Genomic DNA, 19,119 nt, shown 5'->3' on the forward strand with positions numbered 1-19,119 from the left:
ATGTTACCTATAACTTAGGTAATGTTGCATAAACGTTTCATGGATGAAATTTATGTCACATAAAAATCAGGTGTTTGTAAGAACAACTTTTCAGTCATCTTTCCACTCTCATAGTTACACCGCTATATTAAGAACACTACAAGCGCTGTTTACCGATATAAAAATGGATGACACAGTACCTCAGCTAGAAGAACGATCGCATTATGATTTGTTTTTGATTGATGGCACTAAAAATAATTGGCAAGACCTTATTCCCACCGATTTAATTTGCTTAGCGAAGCACTGTAACGTTGTTGTCTTTAATGTTGAGCGAGAAACGGTATGTGAAAAGAACTTACTTCTCAATCATTTCAATGGCGTATTTTATAAATCGGATCCTCCAGAAGTTATTTTTAAAGGATTAGTTAAAATAAATGCTGGTGAACTCTGGTTTGCACGAAAAATTATTTCAATCGCATTCAATGATATTTTGGCTGTAGCATCATCATTTAACAGTTTGTACGATGGTATAGAAATAAAAAAAGATGATTATGATCATTTAACTAAACGAGAAAAATCGGTTATTTATCTCATAGCGCAAGGTGCCAGTAATAATGCTATTGCCGATAAACTTAATATAAGTGATCACACAGTAAAAACCCATTTATACAGTGCGTTTAAAAAAACTAGTTCGCGTAATCGAGTAGAGCTAGCTAATTGGGCACAACGTTATATTTCTGTTTTACTGCCAATGGCTAAATAACCTTTTCAGGATCAAATTTTTGTATAAATAAGGCGACTTAAAAGTAGCCTTATTTATCTTAATTATTAACTTACTTTTTTGGCCCATAACCCTTTATCAATGCCCTTTGTTATTAGGTCTGTAAGTGCTTTTTCTATTGCTTGGGTAACACAAATACTCATAGGTTCGTTATCACTAAAGCCAGCTTCTGCTTCAGCTAATCGTTTGTAACTTACGTACCTAAAAAATCCGGCACGCATTTCTTGGCTCAGTACTTTTTTGCTGGTTGCTACCGATAGTAAGACTTGCCCTGTTCGTACATCAACAGCACGTAAGTATATTGAAATAGCATCTTCACGGTAAAGCTCTGATGCGCCTATTCCAAAGTATTCCATACCTAAACCACCTGTTTTTACATTGGTGTCGTAGCTAATAATACCGCCTTCTAAAATTATTTTGGCGGTTGTTAATGGGGGTAAATCTGGTTGATTTGGATTATCTGATTGAGCCGCCCGAATGATTTTTCGCTCTGTTAGTATATTTTGCAGACCCTCACGTTCAACCGGTGTAAACCAATCCGACTCATGTAAGGCTTGTATTAGTATTGAATTAGCCCCCTGAGTTACAGCGGTAGAAAATGAGCTCACATTTGTTTGCGGTTTATATTGACCTGTTTGATCTCTAAATGAATAAACTGAAACAGGAATACTACCCATGGGTTTGGGTAGGTTTTTTAAATCAGAAAAAATTTCTGTGGGTTCTAAGCTCATTGCTTGCTGCTGCTGTGGTGGTATTAAATTTCCCAAACTTGCGCAGCCCGTTAAGCTAAGAACTACAATTGTTATAAGTAGTTTATACATTATCCAAACCTCGGTACTTCAATGATCACCACGGTGTCATCAATTATATTTGTTATTCTTACGGTAATGCTATCTGTGGTACTGGTTATAACTTCTATTTGGTAATCGCCACTCATAAATATGGAATCTTGATTGAAAATACTGTCGTCTATGTTTTCACCAAACGCCATATCTGTTATTTCTCTTACCATTCGATTTAAGTAAGTGCGTTCTAAAGAATCTTGAAATTGCTCGGTGTAACTTTTTTCTATTACTGGCGCTTTATGTTTATTTTGAGCTTGTGCTTTGCTAAGTAGCATATTCGCATTGAGAGGATTACCGCCAAAGCTTGGGTTAATTGGGGTATAAATTATTTCAGTCGCGGCGGCTGAAAAGCTTAATGTTGTTATTATAAATATTATTATTCTCATTTTACCATCCATTTATGGCCATATCGGGAGACGACACTGCCATATTTTCACGAGCCATTGCATCAATTACGGTATACACGGCTTGTTCAACACGTTGATCTAGTGGCTCTAACCTTCGGCCTAAGTATGTTGCATACACCAGTCTATTGTTCATTATTAAAGAAAGTTTAGTGCCTGCTTTTGGGATTACTGTTTCTTTAATTTCAATATTAAACCCTGCAGTTGAGGGTAAGTCTCGCCAGTAATTTGAGAACTCGTAATAAAATTGATGACCAAAGCGACTAATGCTTCTATCGAGTAATAAACCGTCTATTTCCAACTCATCAGCTGCATAACCTGCAGTGCTAAAAGATAATGAAATTACGAATAAGAAACCAGCGAAGCTATTTTTTTTATTGTTCATAATTAAAAGGGGAGAGTTACTCTCCCCAACCTTTGCAATTACATTTGTGTAATTGTTGCCGTATTACCATCACCCATTTGAGTAACAGATACTGTACTGTTAAAACCAATGACAGCGCCTTCAACAATATTATCGTTACCCAGCTGAGTTACGCTAAATGATACGTTTTCACCGCCAACTAAAAAGGCTGATTGCTCTGTTCCGCCAACCCAGTTATTTTCACCTTGTTGTGAAATATCAATGCTGTGGTCGTTGCCTTCAACCATTAAATCAATAACATTCATTTCGCCAGTTTGAGCAATATCAATTTGACTACCGTTACTGTCTAAAATGCCAGCAAGTGTTAGCATTGTTTCATTTAGAGAACCATCTTGAACAATATCAATATCGTTATCGTTTGAAGTAAGTGAAGTGTCTGGGTAAGACGACTCCACAACAGCGGTATTATCTTGGCCTGTTTGTGTTAGATTTATGTCGTTATCAGAGCCATTAAAGTTAACTAAATGTGCTGAGTTAAATTCACCTACCTGATCAATCGTAAATTCATTATCAGAACCTAACACGCCCATGTAAGCGTCATTGAACAAACCATTTTGATTACTTGTTAGCTCATTATTATCACCAATAAGTTCAGCGGTAGCAGTGTTGTATGTATCTACTTGAGTAATGGTTACTTCATTGTTTTGACCTTCAAATAACGCTGAGTCTGCGGTGTTGTTACTGCCTTCTTGGTCAATGTCTATTTCGTTATCATTACCCACAACCGCTGCAAATGTTACAGCATTTGTATTGCCATCTTGTTCAATGGAAAACTCGTTAGCGTCGCCAGAAATAGCACTGAGTGTTACCGCATTACGATCGCCATCTTGCTCAATATCAAGCTCGTTGTCGTTACCTTGTAAAGAACTGACTTTAAAGGTGTTCCAGTAACCTGCTTGCTCTAAATCGAGTGTATTTTGATCGCCAGTGAGCATTGTTATTTCAGCTTCATGCCATTCACCCGTTTGCAGCGAAGTTATTTCGTTGCCATTACCTTGCATATCCATGTTGTAGAACCAATGACCGCCAGTGCCTTGTTCTACTTCAATCAAGTTGTCATCACCAGTTACTGTATTTATAGCTTCGTTATTGACCAAAACACCTTGGCCAACCTGTGTTACAAGTAAGAGGTTATTATTACCAGTAACTTCGGTTATTAATCCATTCGCAGTACCATCTTGAGCGTATGCTTGTGAGTTGCTATCACCAATTGTAGTTACTTCAGCATAGTTACCAAACTGTGCTTGGGTTACTTCTGTATCGTTATTATTGCCTGTTGTTGTGACAAGCATGGTATTGCTATCGCCATTTTGTATTAACAATGCCGTATTGTTGTTTAATGTTTGAGCAAGTGTCATTGAATTAGCTGTACTTGCAATAGATACCTTGGTGTTAAGTTCAGAGCTAGATACTGATTTATTACCTGTTTCAGCATATGAGGCAAAGCTAGTACTCATTGCAATTGCAACCGCGCAGCTTAGAATTGATTTGTTCAACTTCATTATTTTTCTCCTTGAAATGATAAAATCAAACACCTTAAATGTTATAGGTTTTAATAAGGTATTTGCTGTCTCAGCATGCCGTGCCGATATAATGTTTTGTGATCCGCTTTAGTTACTTATGTAAGTGAGTGAAGCGAAATATATGATTATTGAGTAAAAACGAGTCTTGTCGTAAAGCTAACACTGACAAAGTTTAAGCTTAAATTCATAATCAAGTACTAACTGTATTCCTCAATATGAATTTCTTAAATCATCATTTTTTACCAATTTTTTTTATTTTATATTTCAAATGGTTAAGCTTATAACCTTGCTTTTTTAGATTTTATTCGAAAAAAGCAGTAAAAAAACATGACCCTATATTGGGTAGAGGTAAGTGTAATAAATTCATTATAATGACTGTATTAGGTGTTTTTTTTTGCCAATTCTAGTTAAAAATAATGGTTTTTTGTTATTTTTAATCTTTATTACTTGTTTAATTTGGTGTTTGGTTGTTTGCTTATATCTTGCCATGTGATCCCTTGTACTTGAAGTAGTGAAAAACTTGCTTAGTGTTTCTAAGCCTTCCCTACTATGGATAGAACAATGAAAACAAAATTATCTATTATTACGCTCGCGCTACTACCTTGTTTAGCTTCTGCAAAGTTACCTGATGCAGGTGCACTGCAACAAGTTACTGCAAGTAGTGACTCTATAATTGTTAAATATAAAAAAAATACAACGCCACAAATGCGTAAACAAGTACGCGCTATGGTTAAAGCTAAAATATCGGATTTAAATAATGATGAGGTTGATGATAACTTTACGTCATTATTTTCGGGCCGTTTAGCTAAGTTTAAAGTCTCTGGTATGAGTACCAAAGAAGCTATTGAGCGTTTGAAGTCAAATCAAGCTATTGAATATGTAGAGCCAGATTACCGAGTGAGTATTGCTACAAGCTCTCCTAATGATCCTCGTTTTGATGAACTATGGGGTTTAAATAATGAGGGCCAAACAGGTGGTGTTACAGATGCCGATATTGATGCACCTGAAGCGTGGGACATTTCTATCGGTAGCCGCGATATTGTAGTGGGTGTTATTGATACAGGTGTTGATTATAGTCATCCCGATTTAGTTGATAACGCATGGGTTAATGCGGGCGAAATTGCTGGTGATGGTATTGATAATGACGGCAATGGTTATATTGATGATATTCATGGTATTAACGCGATTACAGATGCTGGCGACCCAATGGATGACCAAGGACATGGTTCTCATGTGTCAGGCACAATCGGTGCAAGCGGTAACAATTCAACGGGTATTGTAGGTGTAAACCAAGAAGTATCTATTGTTGGTTGTAAGTTTTTAGATGCGGCTGGTAATGGCTCAACATCAGATGCAATTAAGTGTATTGACTATATGGTTAACCTTAAAAATTCAGGTGTTAATTTACGTGTTCTAAACAATAGTTGGGGTGGTGGTGGTTTTAGCCAAGCTTTAGCTGATGCAATTACAGTAAGTGAGCAAGCTGACATTTTATTTGTTGCCGCTGCCGGTAATGATGCAGTTGATAATGATGCAAACCCGCATTACCCATCAAGCTATGAACACGAGAGTGTTTTTTCTATTGCGAGCACTGATAGCAGCGATAATTTATCTGACTTCTCACAATGGGGTTTAACCAGTGTTGATATGGGGGCACCCGGTAGTGCTATTTTATCAACAGTCCCGGGTAACGGTTATGCTACTTACTCAGGCACTTCAATGGCAACACCTCATGTTGCAGGTGTTGCTGCACTTGTGTTGTCAATCAACCCAGATTTAACAACCACAGAACTTAAACAGTTATTGATGAGCAGTGGTGATGTAAATACTGCATTACAAGGTAAAACGGTTGCTGGCACTCGACTCAATGCAAACCAAGCATTACTTGATGCAGACCCAACCCCGAGTTTTATAATGTCTGTGACACCTGTATCACAGCAAAAAACAGTAGGCGAAACTGCATCGTATACATTTGAAATAGGTTCTATTGCACAGTGGGATGGTGAAGTAACACTTGATCTAACATCTAGTCTTGGTGGTGCATATTTATCTGCATTAACAGCACGTCCAGGCGAAACAGTACAGCTTAGTGTTGAGACCGATGAAAATACGCCATGGGGTGATTATGAGTTTACTGTTACAGCAACATCAGATGATATTGTTAAAGAAAAAACAGTAAGTTTAATGTTACAACCTGCTGGTTTAAATGACTTTACGTATAGTAATGAAGAAAATCTACCGATCCCTGATAACGATCCATTAGGCGTTAATTCGGTTATCACAGTTGCTGATGATTTAACTATTTTTGGTACTTCAGCAGATGTAAATATCACACATACGTGGTCTGGCGATTTAGTACTTACACTTACTTCACCGCAAGGCTCTGAAGTCACTCTACAAAGTAATCAAGGTGGTAGCGAAGACGATATTGTTAAAACGTTTACATCAAGTGTATTTAATGGCGAAGTAGGAACCGGTGATTGGACATTAAATGTTGTCGATACGGCAGGTATAGATACAGGCAATATTAATAGTTGGTCACTTACGTTCAGTGCTATTGGTGAAGTAGGTTCACAACCACCTCTTGCTAGTTTCACTGTTGATACACAAGGGTTAACCGCTGCATTTGTAGACACAAGCAGTGATGCTAATAATGATATAACACAGTGGAGCTGGAACTTTGGTGATGGTGCAACATCAACTGACTCAAGACCAGTACATGCCTATGCCCAATCAGGTAGTTACGATGTAGAGTTAACTGTTACAGATAGTGAAGGTAATACTGATTCATTTACTCAAACGGTTGTTGTAAGTGACGTGACCCTTGAGCTGAACTTAAAACGCGCTAACAAAACACGTTTAGGTACAATGCGTGTAGAACTTAGCTGGGAAGAAGTGGGTGCAGAGTCATTAAGCGTTTACCGTAATGGCGAGTTAGTTGATACCGTTTCAGATAACGGTCGTTACCGTGATTACGTGCGTGGAGCTACGTTACCATCGTACGATTACCAATTATGTGTAACAGAAAATGTGTGTTCAAATATCATCACCGTTTCTTTTGAATAAACTTTATTACATCTAAAGTAATTTAAGCCCAGCAAAGCTGGGCTTTTTTATGTTTACGATGAGGGTAATAAGTAATTAGAATTTATTTTTAATGGATTACAGCTATGCTTTTTTATACGGGTGGGTTTTAAGCCAGTGCTCGGCTATTTGTTCACGCGTGGCAAACCAAACTTGCTCATGCGATCGGGCATATTCTAAAAACCGTGCTAATGCTTTTATTCTTCCTGGTCTGCCAATTAAGCGACAATGCAAACCTATCGACATCATTTTTGGGGCGTTTTCACCTTCTGGAGCGCCTTCCTCGTATAGTGTATCGAATGCATCTTTTAAGTAATTATAAAACTGATCGCCTGCGTTAAAACCTTGAACAGCGGCAAAGCGCATGTCGTTTACATCAAGCGTGTAGGGCACTATTAACTGTGGTTTACCTTCTTTAATACTGTAAAAAGGTAGGTCGTCGCTGTAATCGTCGGCATCATATAAAAAATTACCATTTTCAACTACAAGGGCTGCTGTGTTAGGGCTTGTGCGCCCTGTGTACCAACCTTTGGGCTTTTTACCTGTGAGCTTTTTAATGACATCAATGGCTTGTTGCATATGCTCGCGTTCGGTTTGCTTATCTATATTTTGATAATTAATCCAGCGCAGGCCATGGCTTGCAATTTCGTGGCCCGCTTCAACAAAGGCTTTAGCTACATCGGGGTGGCGCTCAAGGGCCATCGCCACTGCAAAAATGGTGACCGGTATATCGTATTTTTTAAATAAACGCAGTAGCCTCCACACGCCAGCGCGTGAGCCATATTCGTAAATAGACTCCATGCTGATATGGCGGTCTTCAACATGGGGAGCAGTGACTATTTCTGATAAAAACGTTTCGGCCGCTGCATCACCATGTAATACACAGTTTTCGCCGCCTTCTTCGTAATTTAATACTACTTGCACGGCAATGCGGGCTTTATTAGGCCAGTTTGCATGGGGTACATCTGGACCATAACCAATTAAATCGCGCGGGTAGTTTTTAAAATGCTCACTCATTTTATTGCTCCTTTTTAAGTGCTGAGAGCCAAGCGCCTAGCGTTTCGCGCTCTGTGTCTGTCATTTTTGTCATATTGGCCAGTGGCATATCTTTGGTTATAACCGCGCGAGTATGAATAAGCGTGCTGGCTTTTTTTACATCACTAATAGAGTCGAGCTTAAAACCTAGCGGCGCTGTTTGAAAAAGCTCAGAGGTGGGTGTTTCGCTGTGGCACTGTGTACAGTGCTTACTAATTATATCCCACGCTTGTGCGTCGGTAATACTTGCTTGTAAAGGCGCGCTTTCGCCTGCATTTGTTGGTGTACTGGGCCAAGGGGCTATGGCGAGCATAAGAGCAAAAAAAGCTGCAATACCGCTTACAAGTACTGAGGGTTTATTAACGCCTTGATGCTTTAAGTTAAAGTAATGGCGTATCCACATACCAATACCAAACAGCGCAATTAAAATAAGCCAGCCAAAGTTGTGGCTATACGTGTAAGGAAAGTGATTGCTAAGCATTATAAATACTACAGGTAATGTGGCGTAGTTATTATGAATAGAACACAGCTTTGCCTTTAAACCTGGCGCTGAATCAGGGATTCTACCGGCTTCTACTTCACTTACCATATAGCGTTGGCCTGGCATAATAATGTGATACACATTACCCACCATACACGTGCCAATAAGTGCACCTACATGAATATACACAGCGCGGTCGCTAAATAATTGATCAACCCCAAAAGTCCACAGAGCTAATAAACCAATAACGACAGCAATAAACACTTTGCCGTTTTCAACCAGTGGGCTTTTACACAATAAACGATAAACACCATAGCCTAAGCCAATAAAACCAAGGGATGCGCCAATAGCTGCAAATTTACTTAGCTCACTTTTACTGTTATCAATTAAATACACATCGGCGCCAACATAATAAAGTAAGCTAAATAGTAATATACCGGTGATCCACGTTGTGTAGGCTTCCCACTTAAACCAATGCAGAGTATGAGGCATTTGTTCAGGGCCATTTTGATACTTAGCCACTTCGTAAAAGCCACCACCATGCACGGCCCATAAATCGCCTTTTATGCCTTTATCTATTTTCCACTGCGGTGGTGTTTGTAGGTTGTTATCAAGCCATGCAAAATAAAATGAAGCGCCAATCCATGCTATACCAGCAATAACATGAAAATAACGCAGTACTAAATGAGCAAGCTCAAATAAATAGTTTTCCATAACGGTTAAGCCTCTTCTAATACCGGTGAGCGGGTGTCTGAAAATTGATTGTTATCATCGCGCTTATACACACTTTTACCCATAATGTAGGTTTGCTCAACGCAGCGGTCGTCGCCTAACATCATCATTGCAAATAATTTTTCATGCAGGGTTTTGGCATGCTGTATTCTAAATTTTAAAAATGGGGTTGCTGAACAATCCATTACAATAAAATCGGCTTCACAACCGGCTTCAAAATTACCAATTGTCCCTTCTAAATCAAGTGCTCTGGCACCGCCGAGAGTTGCTAAATACAGCCCTTTAAATGCTGAAAACTTTTGACCTTGTAATTGCTGAATTTTATAAGCTTCGTTACCTGTTTGTAGCATAGAAAAGCTTGTTCCTGCGCCTACATCGGTACCCATGCCTACGTTTATACCGTGCTCTTCACAGGCTTTTAAATTTAAAAGTCCTGATCCTAAAAATAGGTTTGAGGTAGGGCAGTGCGATATTGCCGCATTGTTATCTGCAAGGCAGCAAAGCTCGCGCTCAGATAAATGAATACTATGGGCAAATACTGAGCGTTTACGTACCATTTTTGCTTGCTCGTACACGCCTAAGTAATCTTCAGCTTCTGGAAATAGCCCTTTAACCCATTCGCACTCGTCTTTGTTTTCCGATAGGTGTGTATGCAGGTAGGTGTCTGGGTATTCTTCAAGTAACTGAGTGCATTTTTGTAATTGTTCAGGGGTTGATGTGGGGGCAAAACGCGGTGTAACTGCGTAGCTTAGCCTGTCAACATTGTGCCATTTTTTTATTAGGGCTTTGGATTCGTCATAGCTTGTTTGCGCGCAATCAGATAAGTCGTCAGGGCAGTTACGGTCCATCATTACTTTACCGGCAATCATGCGTAAATTGCGTTTTTGTGATTCTTTAAAAAACGCATCAACCGATTGCGGATGCACTGTGCCAAATACAAGGGCAGTGGTTGTGCCATTGCGCAGCAGCTCGTCTAAAAAGCGGTTAGATATCTCTTTTGAATAATGCTTACATGTAAACTTTTTTTCGGTTGGGAAGGCGTATTCGGTGAGCCAACTTAGCAGTTGCTCGCCGTACGCACCCACCATTTCGGTTTGTGGTAAGTGTATATGGGTGTCAATCATACCAGGCATAACGAGTTTGCCATCGTGGCGGATAACACGTGCTGATTTATCAATTGTAGGTAATATGTCTTGCTCATAGCCAAGTTTAACTACCTTGCCGTGCTTGATAACTAATGCGCCCTTTTCAAAAAAACGATGGGCGTTTTCGCCAGAAATGGCAGGGTCGTCAACAAAGTCGAGTATATCGGCACAAACTACTGTTAAGTCATTATTGTTTTGTGTGCTCATAGTTAGCTACCTCTGTATGTAGAGTAGCCAAACGGGCTAAGCAACAATGGGATATGATGATGTTTAGTATCTTGTAATCTAAATGTTATTTGCGCCTCTGGGTAAAACGCAGGGGTAGGTTGGTTTTGGTAATAGCTATCTAAATCAAATACTAGCTTATAGGTTGCAAATTCTACTTCTGTATTTAGCCAATCAGTAATACGCCCATCGGAATCGGTTTTGCCTTGGGTTAGTTGTACCCATTCGTTATTTGTAAGTTTAAATAGCTTAACAGCAACATTTGCTGCTGGCTTTCCGGTGCTGGTATCAAGTATATGGGTGGTTATAGGGCTTTTGCTCATACTTTTATTCATAGCAGTGACTCCAATCTTATTTTTGTTATTTTGGCTTGTTCGCCCGCGGCTATATTTAGCTCTGTACTGCGGGTGTTGTGTATGCGCTGCTCTATGAGTTCGAGCATTTGTTCGGCCGTTTTACCGGTGGCGCACACAATAAAAATAAAGCCAAACTTGTTCAGGTACTCTTTATTAAGGGCAATCATTTTGGTAAGTACGGCTTCGTTTGCTTTACTCATACCCGATTGCTCATGCCCCGCTTTTTGTGCGGTAGCAGCGTATTTTTTGCTAAGGGTTGATAAGTCGCCTATTTGCGGGTGGCCTTCGAAGGCAGCTAAATAGTCGCTCTCGCCAAGGCTATCCCATATGCTTTGTGCGCATTCAAACAGCTGTTGAGCACTTTTAAATGGCATTGCTTTTATCATGCCCGCTACCCAGTTAGGGCCGCGCAGCAATGCTCAAGTGCTTGTTTTGCTTGTGCATCATTTAGCGTATTTATTTGTAAACTGCTCATGCGTCTACTTCCTCCTGCGTGGTGCTAATTAAGGCATTTTTTAGTGTGCGCCATTGCAAGCCTTGGCGTTTTGGCGCTTGGGTTTGCATAGCCTGATAAAGGCCAATTAGCTGTCCACTAATCGAAATAGCCACTTCCATTGGTAATTTGCCCGTAATATTTTTAAGCCCAACAGGGCAGGTCATTTGTTGTATTTGAGCGGCTGTAAAATCGCGATGTGCTAGGCGTTGTTTAAAACGTTTTGCTTTAGTGTCAGAGCCAATAACGCCCAGCCAATTGGCATCAGCGCGTTTAATAATGGCTTGGGTGAGTGCAAAGTCGAGCTGGTGGTTATGGGTCAATATTAAGTAGTTGTTAGACTTAGGTGCACGCTTTACTTGTTCTGTGGGCTCTTCATCAACCACTTTTACTACGTTATTTGGAATAGTCTGTGGGAATACATCTGCGCGGCTATCTATCCAACGTATGCGCATAGGCAGCTGTGCCAATATACCAATAAGCGCTTGTGCTACATGGCCTGCGCCATAAATGTCGAGGGTAAAGCGCTCGCATTGCATGCATTCAAGCATAACGGTGGCAGCTCCGCCGCAGCACTGGCCTAAATTTGCACCTAGGTTAAATTGCTCAATTACTTGGGCGGCTTCGCCTTTGGCAAGTAGTTCGCGGGCTTTTTCTATTACTACGTATTCAAGGTGGCCACCGCCAAGAGTGTCGTAAATATGCTCGCCGCTTATTACCATTTTTGAGCCTGTGCCGCGTGGGGTTGAGCCATTTGTGCCAAGTACCGTGGCAATTACATAATTAGTGCCGCTTTGTTCGTGCTCGTTTATAGCCTGCGCCCAGTTTTGAGTATGAAAACCCTGAAACGACTCATTTAAATTAGTCATGTTGATGCTCCTTAAACCAACTAGCGGTTTGCTCAATTGCACTCAATACTCGCTCTGGGGTTGCGGGTGTATCCAGTGGGGCTGTGTATTTGTAATCAGCCACACTACTTATGGCATTACGAATAGCGCTCCATACACTAAAGGCCAGCATAAATGGCGGCTCGCCTACGGCTTTTGATCTAAACACGGTGGTTTCTGGATTTGCTGAGTTATAAAGATTGACGTTAAATTCGGCAGGTGTATCGCCAATGGCTGGTATTTTGTAGTTGGCTGGGCCAAAGCTTGCAAGCTGGCCTTTATCATTCCATTGTAAGTCTTCAGTTGTTAGCCAGCCCATACCTTGCACAAAGGCGCCTTCAATTTGCCCTATATCAAGTGCTGGATTAATTGAACTGCCTACATCGTGCAGTATATCAACGCGGGTTACCGTGTTTTCGCCAGTTAGGGTATCTACTTCTACTTCGCTGAGCGCTACGCCGTGAGCGTAGTAAAAAAATGGGCGGCCTTCACCTTTAGCTCTATCGTAATGAATTTTTGGTGTGGCGTAATAACCGGTAGATGAAAGCGATATACGATTCATATAAGCAAGATTTGCAAGTTCGCTAAAGCTAATTTCCCCTTTACTAAAAGTAATGAGGTTATCTTTAAATACAACAGTGTTGCTGTCTACTTCAAAGTGCTCGGTAATAAAATCAATTAAGCGCTCTTTTATTGTGTTTACTGCATTTAGCGCCGCCATACCGTTTAAGTCGGTACCGCTTGAAGCTGCTGTTGGCGAGGTGTTTGGCACTTTGTCGGTACGCGTAGCACTAATACTTACCGCGTTAAAATCCACCCCAAAGCCGTGGGCCACAATTTGCGCAATTTTGGTGTTTAGTCCTTGGCCCATTTCGGTGCCGCCGTGGTTTAAATGTATAGAACCATCGCTATATACATGTACTAATGCACCGGCTTGGTTTAAGTGTTGTACCGTAAACGATATACCGTATTTAACCGGCGTCATCGCAAGGCCTTTTTTGATAATAGGTGACGATACGTTAAATGCTTTAATAGCCTCTTTACGTGCCCAGTAGTCACCCGACTCCTCAAGCTGAGCAATCATATCTATTAAAATATGTTGCTCTACGGTTTGATGGTACGGCGTGGTATCGCGGCCTTTTTTATATAAATTGAGTTTTCGGATCTCAAGCGGATCTTTACCTAATTTAGCGGCTATATCGTCCATTATTAGCTCGCCCATAATCATTCCTTGCGGGCCACCAAATCCTCTAAATGCGGTATGGCTTACGGTATTTACTTTACAGCGATTACCCTTAATTGTGGCGGCTGGGTAGTAGTAGGCGTTATCGGCATGAAACATGGCGCGGTCTACTATTGCATCTGATAAATCGGGGGAGTAGCCACAAAATCCGTTTACGGTAATGTCGGCACCTTCTATTAAACCATTTTCGTCAAAACCAACATGATAGTGATTATAAAACGGGTGGCGTTTACCGGTTAATTTAAAATCGTCGCTACGGGCTAGGCGCATTTTTACTGCGCAGCCAAGGTGGTAAACCGCAAGGGCTGCAAGGCATGCCCATGGTGCGCCTTGGGTTTCTTTGCCGCCAAAAGCACCGCCCATACGGCGGGTTTCTACGTTTACAAAGCTAAATGGCTTTTTTAAAATTTTAGCAACTAAGTGTTGAACCTCAGTAGGGTGTTGCGTAGAACACTGAACATGAATGCCCCCGTCGTTATCAGGTTGCGCCAGCGCTATTTGGCCTTCTAAATAAAAGTGTTCTTGCCCGCCTATGTTTATTTCGCCTTTAAGCTGGTGGATTGCGTTATTAATGGCTTGTTCGCTGTTACCACGGTTAAGTGAATGGGGCGGCCTTACCCAGTGCTCTTTGCTAATGGCTTCTTTAATATCAAGTATGGGTGTAGTTTGCTCGCACTCTATAACCACTAAACGTGCAGCGCGGCGCGCTATTTCATAGGTGTCGGCAACTACTACCAGCACAGGTTGCCCGTGGTATTGAATTTCATGGCTGGTCAGCAGTACATCACCTGGAAATACTGGGCCAATATCTAATTTACCCGGAACATCTTCGGCAGATAAAATACGTTTAACGCCTTTAACTGCTAGTGCGTGACTGGTATCAATTGATTTAATAAAGCCGCTTGTAACAGGGGCGAGCACTGGGTATGCATGCAGGCAACCGTAAGGCTCAGGATTATCGTCGGCAAAATTTGCACTGCCACAAACTTGTTTAATAGCGCTTTCGTGATATTTAGATTCTCCAACGCTACCACCTTGCGCTTTTAGTTTATCCATTTCAAAGTGACGCATGTGAGATCCTCGTAATGGCAATGTTGTTATTGTTGCGTGCTTGCGGCTCACAAAACTCAATACCAATGCGTTGTAATAAGTTTTTGCTTACCGTAGTGCGATAATGCGCACTGCTTCTTACATCGCTCATAGGCGTAAAGTCATCGTTAATAGCCGTTGCTGCGTCTATAAAACTACTTACTTGTAATGATTGAGATATCAGCTTTTGCTCAATATGCTGCGCGCGCTTAGGAATAGCTGCCATACCGCCCATAGCGCAGCGGGCTTGAGTAATCATGTTTTGTGAATGCTCTATAGCAAGCACCAAACACACGGTAGATATATCGTCTTCAAAGCGTTTTGATATTTTATGACACGCCAGTTTTAGTGACTCTGGGCGCTTTGGGATGGTGAACTTACTAATTACTTCATCGCTTTTAAGAACTGTTTTTTTGTAATCAATAAAGTAGTCGGTAACTTTAATAGTGCGCGTACCAGCGCTGCTTAATAAATCCATTGATGCATTAAGAGCGATTAAAAGGGGGGCGGGATCGCCAATAGGAGAGGCATTCCCTATGCTGCCACCGAGTGTGCCGCTGTTACGTACTTGGCTTGAGCCTAAGCGTTCAAATAGCTCTTTTGACTCTGGGTAATGGTTATAAAACACCTCAACAAATTGGCTATAAGGTAGTGCTGCACCAATGTGTAACTCACCGTTGTTATCTGCCAAGGTGCAAAGATCCTTTACTTGGCTAAGGGAGATAATTACATCCGGTAAGAGCATGTTTTGGCTAAGCTCAATGGCAAAGTCGGTGCCACCAGCAACTAAATGTGCATAAGGATAAAGCGCTTTTAGCTCAACAAGTTGTTGGGCAGTTTGTGGTAAGTAAAATTTGCGAGGACCATTTTTTAAAAATGGAATATCGTCATCATATTGCGTATTAAGTGATGCTTTAAATTGAGCGGCCATTGCTGAGTACGGTTCAGCTTTACGCTCATAGCTATAGGCTTTTTCGGCTGCAAGTAATATTGGGCTATAACCTGTACAACGGCATAAGTTACCACCAAGTGCATGAATAACCGCTTTTTTACCAGGGTACGTTGGTTCATTAATATAAAGAGCCAACAAACTCATTATTATACCGGGCGTGCAAAAACCACATTGCGAACCATGGCACTCTACCAGTGCACGTTGTACGGGGTGTAAATCGGTTAAGTTTGGGTATAAGCCAGTAGTCACAGCCTCTACTGTTACTATATGTTTTGCATGCGCATTACCTAATAACAATAAACAGCTGTTCATTGTTTTGTATTGCCAACTAGTTTGCCCGTTTGCATTTATACGCTCTTCACCTACTAAAATTGTGCACGCGCCACAGTCGCCAGTTGCACACCCTTCTTTGGTGCCCACTTTCCCTTTTTTGGTGCGTAGCCAGTCCAAAATGGTGAGACTTGGCGAACATTCTTGTACTTCAATTGGCGTGTTATTTAATAAAAATTGAATCACACAGACCCCCTTAACTTTTATAAAGCCCTGATACATAAAGGCTTGGCGTATGTTTTTTCTTGTTGTTTGCGCACGGGTAACAAAAATACTTTTTCATCTTTAGTTAGCTTATTGCAGTTACTATGCCATTGTTGACCGCTTGGTCAGTTAGTGGTTCAAAGCGGCAAAATTGTCGAGGTGTAGGTAATAACGGCGTAGCCTTAAAAATAAAGCTCGGTAAAGTGAATGCTTTTAATATGTGGATCCAAAGGTGAAAATGGTGCTGGTAAAAACACATTAATGAAAATGCTTTATGGTGTGATTAAACCTGACCAAGGGGACATGTTTTTTATAATGAATATAAAAGAACTTGCTGATACGCGCGATTTAGGAGCACGCTTGCGGTTCGAGTTATAACAACGTCAACACGTTATGGTATGTTATTAAAATCACATAAACATTTGAATAACCTAAATTAATTGTGTTAAATTACGATTAAATGAAAATGCGGACTTGATTTAAATGGACTCTCAAATTGATTTTTCTACCTACACTTTAGATGAGCTTTACTCATCAGCGAAAGCTATAGATCGCGAAGCCTACCCAGAGCGAGCAAAAGAAATAGACAACTTAATTAAAACGCGAGAAGCGCAGAGCCCATCTGTAAATGTTGTATCAAAAGTAGCAGGAGAAAAAGCAACGCGCTCAGATAGGTTAGTGGCTGCTATTGTTGATGGCGTTTTAGGTGTTGTTTGTTTTATACCTGTATTCATACTCGTAGGGTTTGATAATTTAAGCCAACCAACACTTACTTTATCTGCAGGTTTGCTAGGTTATGGCATATTAAGCACGTTAGTGCTTCATGGTTACCTTATGTACCAACGCGGACAAACAATTGGTAAATCTTTAATGTTTATCCGCATTGAAAATTTAGATGGTACACAAGCAAGCTTTACTACAATTTACTTTAAACGCATGCTTTCTATGCAACTATTATCACTTGCACCTTCGGTAGGTCAGTTTATAGCAGGTCTTGTTAATCCATTATTTATACTTGGAAAAGATAAACGCTGTTTACATGATCATTTAGCGGGAACAAAAGTGAGTTATGTAGATTAATCAAGATATTAATTATGGCAACTTTGCCCAGATTTAAGTTTGATTAGCAAAAGTTACAAAATGGCGTATTTCATTAAATTGGTAATATAATTAAAAAACCTTACCGATTTTTTTGACTAGTAACCAAGGATGATTATGAAAAACAACACACAGCTAATTTTAGCACTAGCGGCTTCTTTAATTTGTTACTCAACATATATATTATTCATTGGTTTTCTTACCGCGGCGAAAATCAATGAGGTGATAAATGAGAATATTTAGGAAAACAAACGAGTTTGATAAACTGGCAAGGCGTTATGCATGTATTAAATGTGGTACTTGGGTGAGCATAAAAGCCCAAAACTGTATGCAGTGCCAGCATAGTTTTACCAATAATGATAAAAGCTCAATGCAAACACTCTATAATCAAAATAAAGAACAAAATTGGCAACATGCAATATTGCCTATTATTTTTGTAATATTGGTAATAGCTTTATTGTTCATTTAATTTTTGCTTAAAATTTAAAAGTGCTCGGCTGCAACTCTGTAACAAAATCCCTCTGTACTTTAACGTGTAAAAACTACCCATAATTAAAATAATTACTCTTGTTAATCCTTCACTAAATATCACATAGCTAATATTTTTTAATAAATGAAATAAGCTTATAAATTTCAGTCGCTTAAATTGTGGGTTTGTTTATATTCACTCAGTTTTTTGGCACGTAAGTTGATACAACTCCTTATAAATTTTAAAAAGGAACTACCATGACTGCTGAATACTTTATGGTACTAGGATTACTCGGTGTCGCATTTTTTGCTGTTGCAGGCGCGTTGCTTGGGTATGAGAAAAATATTAGCGGCTTTGGTGTCGTAGTGGTGGCAACGGTTACTGCATTAGGGGGCGGCACCCTCAGAGATATACTTTTAAACAAACCGGTATTTTGGATTGCTACCCCAGAGTATTTATATTCGACCTATGGGGCCGTTATAGCTGCGGTTGTATTTATTCGATACTTACCGCGCGTTAATAATTACTATTTTTTATTAGTAGACGCTGTTGGTATGGCGTTATTTAATATTATGGGGATAGAAAAAGCACTCATTAATGGCTCTGGCATGGTGGTCGCAATTACCATGGGCATTACTACAGGTATATTTGGTGGTTTAATACGCGACGTAATTTGCCGTGAGGTGCCAACTGTTATGCGCAGCGAACCTTACGCCTCTGCGTGTTTAGCGGGTGGTGCAGTTTATGCCGCTTTATTTAGCCTTAATGTAGATTACATTTGGTGTATTTTAGGCTCATTTTTCACGACTATCTTTTTAAGATTAGGCTCTTTGCATTGGGGTTGGCATTTAACTATTTTCAGAAAAAAAGACTTCAGAGATCAAAGCGACTAATTTTAGCTACGAATAGCCCGCGTTTGCATGTGGTACTCGTAATTATCCTCACCCGTTATAGTAAAACCCAGCCGCTTATAAAGTCCTAATGCTGGGTTGTTTTTAAGCACTGTGAGTTTAATGGGTTTTGACTGCGCATTTGTAATTACTTGTTCAATAACCGCTTTCCCATACCCTTTATTTTGGTGCAATGGATGTATTTGTAATTGCATTATTTCAACGTGTTGAGCGTGTGTTTGGTATTTTAAAGTACCAATTGGTACCTCATTTATAACTATAAGATGGGAGCAGTCATATTGATCATCAAGCCTTAAAACATGCTGTTGCTTAGTTAAAAATAACCCGGCACTTTCTAAGTGTTCAACCATAGTCAGCTTTCTGAGGCTTAATAAGTAGTCTCGGTCTGAATATGCTGCTTTTATGAATTTAAAAACCATAGTGCTCCCT

At 40.2% G+C, this 19,119-nt stretch carries 18 protein-coding genes and 1 pseudogene; 6 read left to right on the forward strand and 13 right to left on the reverse strand.

Features of this window, described 5'->3' with window-relative positions:
* Positions 1-52 precede the first annotated feature (52 nt).
* Positions 53-742, forward strand: a complete 690-nt coding sequence (locus tag D172_RS17755) for a helix-turn-helix transcriptional regulator (RefSeq protein WP_007378429.1) — start codon at positions 53-55, stop codon at positions 740-742.
* A 65-nt stretch (positions 743-807) separates the two neighbouring features.
* On the opposite strand, the gene D172_RS17760 is transcribed toward D172_RS17755, so the two are convergent.
* From D172_RS17760 to D172_RS17775, 4 genes are read right to left on the reverse strand one after another with little or no spacing between them, the layout of a single operon-like run.
* A complete protein-coding gene (locus D172_RS17760) occupies positions 808-1,581 on the reverse strand; it encodes a CsgG/HfaB family protein (RefSeq protein WP_007378428.1) in 774 nt (257 codons plus the stop codon).
* Positions 1,581-2,003: a curli assembly protein CsgF gene (locus D172_RS17765; protein WP_033015061.1), complete on the reverse strand. Its 423-nt coding sequence runs from the start codon at positions 2,001-2,003 to the stop codon at positions 1,581-1,583. Before D172_RS17765 ends, D172_RS17760 begins: the two co-directional genes overlap by 1 nt.
* Positions 1,993-2,394, reverse strand: a complete 402-nt coding sequence (locus tag D172_RS17770; RefSeq protein ID WP_007378426.1) for a curli production assembly/transport protein CsgE — start codon at positions 2,392-2,394, stop codon at positions 1,993-1,995. Before D172_RS17770 ends, D172_RS17765 begins: the two co-directional genes overlap by 11 nt.
* Before the next feature lie 38 nt (positions 2,395-2,432).
* Entirely contained in the window at positions 2,433-3,935 is a 1,503-nt protein-coding gene (locus D172_RS17775; protein WP_007378425.1) for a curlin, read from the reverse strand.
* A 582-nt stretch (positions 3,936-4,517) separates the two neighbouring features.
* On the opposite strand from D172_RS17775, the gene D172_RS17780 reads away from it, so the two are divergent.
* Complete coding sequence (locus D172_RS17780) at positions 4,518-7,022, forward strand: S8 family serine peptidase (protein ID WP_007378423.1); 2,505 nt, start codon at positions 4,518-4,520, stop codon at positions 7,020-7,022.
* Positions 7,023-7,124: 102 nt separating this feature from the next.
* Here D172_RS17780 and puuE read toward each other — a convergent pair whose 3' ends face one another.
* The 8 genes and pseudogenes from puuE to xdhA form a co-directional block, all read right to left on the reverse strand.
* Positions 7,125-8,057, reverse strand: a complete 933-nt coding sequence (gene puuE, locus D172_RS17785) for an allantoinase PuuE (protein ID WP_007378422.1) — start codon at positions 8,055-8,057, stop codon at positions 7,125-7,127.
* Between the two features lies 1 nt (position 8,058).
* Positions 8,059-9,270, reverse strand: a complete 1,212-nt coding sequence (locus D172_RS17790) for a urate hydroxylase PuuD (protein WP_007378421.1) — start codon at positions 9,268-9,270, stop codon at positions 8,059-8,061.
* 5 nt (positions 9,271-9,275) lie between these two features.
* Positions 9,276-10,640 carry a guanine deaminase gene (gene guaD / locus D172_RS17795; protein WP_007378420.1) on the reverse strand — a complete coding sequence of 455 codons (1,365 nt, stop codon included), beginning with the start codon at positions 10,638-10,640 and terminating at the stop codon, positions 9,276-9,278.
* A 2-nt stretch (positions 10,641-10,642) separates the two neighbouring features.
* Positions 10,643-10,981 (reverse strand): hydroxyisourate hydrolase, encoded by a 339-nt coding sequence (uraH, locus tag D172_RS17800; RefSeq protein WP_024595278.1) that lies wholly within the window; start codon positions 10,979-10,981, stop codon positions 10,643-10,645.
* An 8-nt stretch (positions 10,982-10,989) separates the two neighbouring features.
* A pseudogene (uraD, locus tag D172_RS17805) lies at positions 10,990-11,489 on the reverse strand (2-oxo-4-hydroxy-4-carboxy-5-ureidoimidazoline decarboxylase).
* Positions 11,486-12,376: a xanthine dehydrogenase accessory protein XdhC gene (xdhC, locus tag D172_RS17810; protein WP_007378417.1), complete on the reverse strand. Its 891-nt coding sequence runs from the start codon at positions 12,374-12,376 to the stop codon at positions 11,486-11,488. The pseudogene uraD and the gene xdhC overlap by 4 nt, the downstream one beginning before the upstream one ends.
* Positions 12,369-14,708: a xanthine dehydrogenase molybdopterin binding subunit gene (gene xdhB / locus D172_RS17815; protein ID WP_007378416.1), complete on the reverse strand. Its 2,340-nt coding sequence runs from the start codon at positions 14,706-14,708 to the stop codon at positions 12,369-12,371. Before xdhB ends, xdhC begins: the two co-directional genes overlap by 8 nt.
* Positions 14,695-16,194, reverse strand: coding sequence for a xanthine dehydrogenase small subunit (xdhA, locus tag D172_RS17820; RefSeq protein ID WP_007378415.1), 1,500 nt, complete (start codon positions 16,192-16,194; stop codon positions 14,695-14,697). Before xdhA ends, xdhB begins: the two co-directional genes overlap by 14 nt.
* A 225-nt stretch (positions 16,195-16,419) precedes the next feature.
* On the opposite strand from xdhA, the gene D172_RS21360 reads away from it, so the two are divergent.
* The 4 genes from D172_RS21360 (at position 16,420) to D172_RS17835 (ending at position 18,672) form a co-directional block, all read left to right on the forward strand.
* The gene (locus D172_RS21360; RefSeq protein ID WP_007378414.1) at positions 16,420-16,590 is read left to right on the forward strand and encodes an ATP-binding cassette domain-containing protein; all 171 of its coding nucleotides are present in this window, start codon (positions 16,420-16,422) and stop codon (positions 16,588-16,590) included.
* Between the two features lie 105 nt (positions 16,591-16,695).
* Entirely contained in the window at positions 16,696-17,292 is a 597-nt protein-coding gene (locus tag D172_RS17825) for an RDD family protein (protein ID WP_007378413.1), read from the forward strand.
* A gap of 247 nt (positions 17,293-17,539) precedes the next feature.
* Positions 17,540-17,779, forward strand: coding sequence for a hypothetical protein (locus tag D172_RS17830; RefSeq protein ID WP_007378412.1), 240 nt, complete (start codon positions 17,540-17,542; stop codon positions 17,777-17,779).
* A gap of 257 nt (positions 17,780-18,036) precedes the next feature.
* Positions 18,037-18,672, forward strand: a complete 636-nt coding sequence (locus D172_RS17835) for a trimeric intracellular cation channel family protein (RefSeq protein ID WP_007378411.1) — start codon at positions 18,037-18,039, stop codon at positions 18,670-18,672.
* A 2-nt stretch (positions 18,673-18,674) separates the two neighbouring features.
* Here the strand turns inward: D172_RS17835 and D172_RS17840 are convergent, their stop codons facing one another.
* Positions 18,675-19,109 (reverse strand): GNAT family N-acetyltransferase, encoded by a 435-nt coding sequence (locus tag D172_RS17840; protein WP_007378410.1) that lies wholly within the window; start codon positions 19,107-19,109, stop codon positions 18,675-18,677.
* Positions 19,110-19,119: the final 10 nt, after the last annotated feature.

It is taken from the genome of Pseudoalteromonas sp. Bsw20308 (assembly GCF_000310105.2).
GTDB lineage: Bacteria > Pseudomonadota > Gammaproteobacteria > Enterobacterales > Alteromonadaceae > Pseudoalteromonas > Pseudoalteromonas fuliginea.

Excerpts from the sequence above, each read along its gene's own strand:
- D172_RS17830 (WP_007378412.1), top strand. The coding sequence starts at position 17,540 with ATGAGAATATTTAGGAAAACAAACGAGTTTGATAAACTGGCAAGGCGT.
- D172_RS17770 (WP_007378426.1), bottom strand. The coding sequence starts at position 2,394 with ATGAACAATAAAAAAAATAGCTTCGCTGGTTTCTTATTCGTAATTTCA.
- D172_RS17755 (WP_007378429.1), top strand. The coding sequence starts at position 53 with ATGTCACATAAAAATCAGGTGTTTGTAAGAACAACTTTTCAGTCATCT.
- D172_RS17835 (WP_007378411.1), top strand. The coding sequence starts at position 18,037 with ATGACTGCTGAATACTTTATGGTACTAGGATTACTCGGTGTCGCATTT.
- D172_RS17765 (WP_033015061.1), bottom strand. The coding sequence starts at position 2,003 with ATGGATGGTAAAATGAGAATAATAATATTTATAATAACAACATTAAGC.
- D172_RS17790 (WP_007378421.1), bottom strand. The coding sequence starts at position 9,270 with ATGGAAAACTATTTATTTGAGCTTGCTCATTTAGTACTGCGTTATTTT.
- xdhB (WP_007378416.1), bottom strand. The coding sequence starts at position 14,708 with ATGCGTCACTTTGAAATGGATAAACTAAAAGCGCAAGGTGGTAGCGTT.
- puuE (WP_007378422.1), bottom strand. The coding sequence starts at position 8,057 with ATGAGTGAGCATTTTAAAAACTACCCGCGCGATTTAATTGGTTATGGT.
- D172_RS17825 (WP_007378413.1), top strand. The coding sequence starts at position 16,696 with ATGGACTCTCAAATTGATTTTTCTACCTACACTTTAGATGAGCTTTAC.
- D172_RS17780 (WP_007378423.1), top strand. The coding sequence starts at position 4,518 with ATGAAAACAAAATTATCTATTATTACGCTCGCGCTACTACCTTGTTTA.
- guaD (WP_007378420.1), bottom strand. The coding sequence starts at position 10,640 with ATGAGCACACAAAACAATAATGACTTAACAGTAGTTTGTGCCGATATA.
- D172_RS17775 (WP_007378425.1), bottom strand. The coding sequence starts at position 3,935 with ATGAAGTTGAACAAATCAATTCTAAGCTGCGCGGTTGCAATTGCAATG.
- xdhC (WP_007378417.1), bottom strand. The coding sequence starts at position 12,376 with ATGACTAATTTAAATGAGTCGTTTCAGGGTTTTCATACTCAAAACTGG.
- D172_RS21360 (WP_007378414.1), top strand. The coding sequence starts at position 16,420 with ATGCTTTTAATATGTGGATCCAAAGGTGAAAATGGTGCTGGTAAAAAC.
- D172_RS17840 (WP_007378410.1), bottom strand. The coding sequence starts at position 19,109 with ATGGTTTTTAAATTCATAAAAGCAGCATATTCAGACCGAGACTACTTA.
- D172_RS17760 (WP_007378428.1), bottom strand. The coding sequence starts at position 1,581 with ATGTATAAACTACTTATAACAATTGTAGTTCTTAGCTTAACGGGCTGC.
- uraH (WP_024595278.1), bottom strand. The coding sequence starts at position 10,981 with ATGAGCAAAAGCCCTATAACCACCCATATACTTGATACCAGCACCGGA.